Origin of the sequence: Pseudoalteromonas sp. ESRF-bin5 (assembly GCF_002632075.1) — a bacterium.
GTDB classification, from domain to species: Bacteria; Pseudomonadota; Gammaproteobacteria; order Enterobacterales; family Alteromonadaceae; genus Pseudoalteromonas; species Pseudoalteromonas marina.
On sequence record NZ_NTLW01000250.1, the window covers coordinates 1 to 4,609 of the forward strand.

General features: G+C 40.7%; 4 protein-coding genes. 3 read left to right on the forward strand and 1 reads right to left on the reverse strand.

What is annotated here, in order from left to right:
- Positions 1-685: peptidoglycan DD-metalloendopeptidase family protein (locus BCG07_RS15440; protein ID WP_286890985.1), on the forward strand; the 685-nt coding region annotated here is incomplete at its 5' end.
- A 35-nt stretch (positions 686-720) separates the two neighbouring features.
- The gene (rpoS, locus tag BCG07_RS15445) at positions 721-1,695 is read left to right on the forward strand and encodes an RNA polymerase sigma factor RpoS (protein ID WP_006791963.1); all 975 of its coding nucleotides are present in this window, start codon (positions 721-723) and stop codon (positions 1,693-1,695) included.
- 68 nt (positions 1,696-1,763) lie between these two features.
- Here rpoS and mutS read toward each other — a convergent pair whose 3' ends face one another.
- Positions 1,764-4,346, reverse strand: coding sequence for a DNA mismatch repair protein MutS (gene mutS / locus BCG07_RS15450; RefSeq protein WP_286890987.1), 2,583 nt, complete (start codon positions 4,344-4,346; stop codon positions 1,764-1,766).
- A 21-nt stretch (positions 4,347-4,367) separates the two neighbouring features.
- Here mutS and BCG07_RS15455 point away from each other — a divergent pair.
- Positions 4,368-4,609 (forward strand): CinA family protein (locus tag BCG07_RS15455; protein WP_286890989.1); only part of this gene is annotated, 242 nt, incomplete at its 3' end.

Consider the following 4,609-nt stretch of genomic DNA (forward strand, 5'->3'; position numbering starts at 1 on the left):
TGGCAAATATACAGTACAAAAAGGAGATACACTTTATTCAATCGCATTTAGCGCAGGAAAAGACTTTAGAGAACTTGCTAAAAACAACTTAATTTCAAGTCCTTATGTTATATATCCAGGCCAGTCAATCTCTCTCTCTCCCACTATCAAAAAAATTAAAAGCTCAAAAAAATATACGAATTCGAGTAAAAAGTCTAGAAAAAACATACAAAATAATAACAAAAAATTAAAGAAAGGACTTGATCAGCCAAAAAAACGAGAGTATGTTCAAAAACAAGCCAAATATAAAGTTAGTAACCAAAAGCAGTTGTCGAGCGGTAAATTAAAGTGGTTTTGGCCAGCAAAGGGCAAAATTACCAAACGCTTTTCTAATAAGGAAAACGGCTATAAAGGCTTACAAATTACTAATAAAATGGGGGCTACAGTTTTAGCCGCTGCACAAGGAACGGTGGTGTATGCGGGTAACGCGCTTCGAGGTTATGGTAATTTAATCATTTTGAAACATAATGATGATTATCTAAGTGCTTATGCACATAACTCGAAATTACTTGTAAAAGAAAAGCAAAAAGTTAAGGCAGGACAAAAAATAGCAGAAATTGGCAATTCAGAGTCTTCGGTTACCGCGCTTCGCTTTGAAATTCGTTACCGTGGGAAAGCTGTCAATCCTGCTAAATATCTTCCTTAGATTTTAGGTATTGATAATTGCTCTGGAGAAGGCTTATGGCTAGCGCAGCAAAGATTGAAAAAAATATCAGCAATGACGACAAGTTTGATGAAAACACCGTTGAAGAAGCAACACCGCTACTTGAAAAAGTAGATGACGAAGACATATTTGCCAAAGAAGAAGTGACTAAAAACCTAGATGCCACCCAACTTTACTTAGGTGAAATAGGCTTCTCTCCATTATTAAGCGCTGAAGAAGAAGTATTTTTCGCGCGTAAATCCCTCAAAGGCTGTGAAGCCTCTCGTAAACGTATGATTGAGAGCAACTTACGTTTAGTTGTTAAAATTGCACGTAGATACAATAACCGTGGACTAGCGCTACTCGATTTAATTGAAGAGGGTAATTTAGGGTTAATTCGTGCTGTTGAAAAGTTTGACCCTGAACGCGGGTTTAGATTTTCAACCTATGCAACATGGTGGATACGTCAAACAATTGAACGCGCCATTATGAACCAAACACGCACTATTCGTTTGCCCATCCACGTAGTGAAAGAGCTAAACGTTTACTTACGTACAGCGCGAGAGCTAACCCAAAAACTCGACCATGAGCCAACTGCTGAAGAAATAGCTGAATGCCTAGATAAGCCAGTTGAAGACGTAACCAAAATGTTACGTTTGAATGAAAAAATAGCGTCGGTTGATATGCCTATTGGTGGAGAAAACGACAGCGTGCTGCTTGATATTTTACCTGACGAAAAAGGCAACGGCCCTGAAGGTGAAGTGCAAGACACCGAAATTAATAAACACATTGTTGATTGGTTAGGAGAATTAAACCTTAAGCAACGTGAAGTATTGGCGCGTCGGTTTGGATTACTAGGCTATGAGCCATCTACACTTGAAGATGTAGGTAGAGAAATAGGGCTAACACGAGAGCGAGTAAGACAAATACAAGTTGAAGCATTACGTCGTTTAAAAGATATTTTGCAACAAGAAGGGTTAAGCACAGATAGTTTATTTAACCAATTTTCTTAATAATAAATTTAAGGCCTTACAAGGCTTGAATAAAAAATGCCGAAGAAATTATTCTTCGGCATTTTTTGTTAAAGCAACGCTTTTAATTTATAGAGCAATTCGTGTGCTTGACGAGGCGATAAGTTATCTGGGTCAATTGCACTTAATTGTTCTTCCACTAATGAAGGCTCAATAACAGCGTCATTATTAAATGAAAATGCGTGTTGCTCAGCATTAGGTGCAGTAACACTTTGGTGATTTTCAAGTAACTTAAGCTTTTGTTTAGCTTGTGTAATTACCGCTTTAGGCACACCAGCCAGCGCGGCCACTTGTAAACCAAAGCTTTTGCTTGCCGCACCGTCCAGCACAGTATGCATAAATGCAATGGTATCGTTATGCTCTATTGCATCAAGGTGAACGTTTACAAGGCCCTGCGTTTGCTCTGCAAGCTCAGTTAATTCAAAGTAGTGAGTTGCAAACAGGGTTTTAGCGGATATTTTTGATGCTAAATGATTCGCTGTGGCATATGCAAGCGAAAGCCCGTCATAGGTACTTGTACCACGTCCAATTTCATCCATTAATACCAACGACTGCGCTGTCGCATTATTTAAAATTGTGGCGGTTTCGGTCATTTCAACCATAAAGGTTGAGCGGCCAGACGCTAAATCATCACTTGCACCAATACGCGTAAATATACGATCAATATTGCCTATTTTTGCGCTATCGGCAGGGACATAACAGCCAATGTGCGCCATTAATACAATAAGCGCTGTTTGGCGCATATAGGTTGATTTACCACCCATATTTGGACCGGTAATAATCAGCATTTTGCGCTGACTATTAAGCTCTACAGGGTTTGCAATAAATGGGTCTTTCATTACCTGTTCAACAACCGGATGACGGCCTTGTTGAATGCTAATGTTGTCGTTGTCACAAAGCTCTGGTTTAGCATAATTAAGTGCAAAGGCACGCTCTGCTAAGTTATTTAATACATCTAAGTCAGCAAGCGCTGCAGCCATTATTTGCAGCTGCTCAATATGTGGGGCGATAAATTCAAACAACTCTTCGTATAGTTGTTTTTCAAGCGCGAGCGCTTTTGATTGGCTGCCTAGTACTTTGTCTTCATGTTCTTTAAGCTCTGGAATAATATAGCGTTCATTATTTTTAAGCGTTTGGCGGCGAATATAATCAGCAGGGACTAAATGCGAATTGGCGCGGCTCACTTCTATAAAAAAGCCGTGTACTCGGTTATAGCCAATTTTTAACGTACTAATCCCAGTACGTTCACGCTCGCGTTGTTCAAGCTGCTCGAGTACATCAGTTGCCCCTTTACTTAGGTTACGCCATTCATCAAGTTCACTGTTATAACCCGGCGCAATTACGCCCCCATCACGAATAAGTACTGGCGGGTTATCAATAACAGCTCGCTCTAGCAATGCTTGTAGCTCAGGTAATTCAGGCGAGTGTTTGATAATACTTGTAATGCGTGGGTCGCTCGCATCACTTAATAAATTATGCAGGGGGGCAAGTGCTTGTAGTGCACTGCGCAAGCGTGTTAAATCCCTTGGGCGTGCAGTACATAATGCTAAACGCGCTATTACACGTTCTATATCACCAATCTCTTTTAATGATTCGTGTAATTCTCCACATAGTTGTGCGTCTAAAATTGCGCTAATAGCATTTAGACGAGAATTCAACTCGTCTTTATTTCGAACAGGTGTATGAATGCGGCGTTTTAATAAGCGTGAGCCCATTGCAGTGGCTGTTTTATCAAGTACTTGTGCAAGCGTGTTTTCAAATCCGCCTGACAGATTAACTGTTAGTTCTAAATTTTTACGGGTTGCGGCATCTAATATAACAGCGTGTTCGTTGTGCTCAAGCGTAATGGCGCGAATATGAGGCAAAGCAATGCGCTGTGTATCTTTCACGTATTGCATTAAACAGCCGGCAGCTACGAGCGCTGAGTGAGCTTTTTCTACACCAAATCCAACTAAATCTTTTGTTCCAAATTGATCGCATAATAAATGCTGAGCCGTATCTAAGTCGAACTCCCATTCAGGGCGACGACGAGCGCCTTTAATATGTTCGATTAGATGGGTGTTTTCAAAATTTTCGCTATAAAGCAATTCTGCTGGCGATAAACGTTGTAGCGTTGAGCTTAACGCTTCGTCAGTATTGACTTCTACAACGTTAAAACGCCCAGAATTTATATCAAGATACGCAACACCGTATTGGCCTTTTTTATTTTGCCAAACACTGGTCAGTAAGTTGTCTTGTCGTTCTTGAAGAAGCGCCTCATCTGAAATAGTGCCCGGTGTTACAATGCGCACTACTTTTCGTTCAACAGGGCCTTTACTGGTTGCGGGGTCGCCAACTTGTTCACAAATAGCAACTGATTCGCCCATTTGTACCAAACGCGCTAGGTAGTTTTCTACGGCATGATAAGGCACACCTGCCATAGGAATAGGGTCGCCACCGGCTTTGCCGCGTTGAGTTTGCGAAATATCGAGCAATTGAGCTGCACGTTTTGCGTCGTCAAAGAAAAGCTCATAAAAATCACCCATACGATAAAACAATAAAATATCGCGATGCTCTGATTTTATTTTTAGATACTGCTGCATCATAGGGGTTTGTTGTTTTATAGTGTGTGGTGCAAAAAGATCAAACGACATGTATTTACCCAAAGGCTGAATATGGAATTACATCAAGAGATTAAAACACTTGCTGCGAAATTAGGTGTTATTTTAACGGATAAATGCTTATGGATCACTACTGCTGAATCATGCACAGGTGGTGGAGTGAGTTATGCACTAACAGACACACCTGGCAGCTCGCGCTATTTAGGGCGTGCATTTGTTACTTATAGCAATGAGGCAAAGCACGAACTACTCAATGTAGCGACGAGTACGTTAGAGCAGTATGGTGCTGTGAGCGA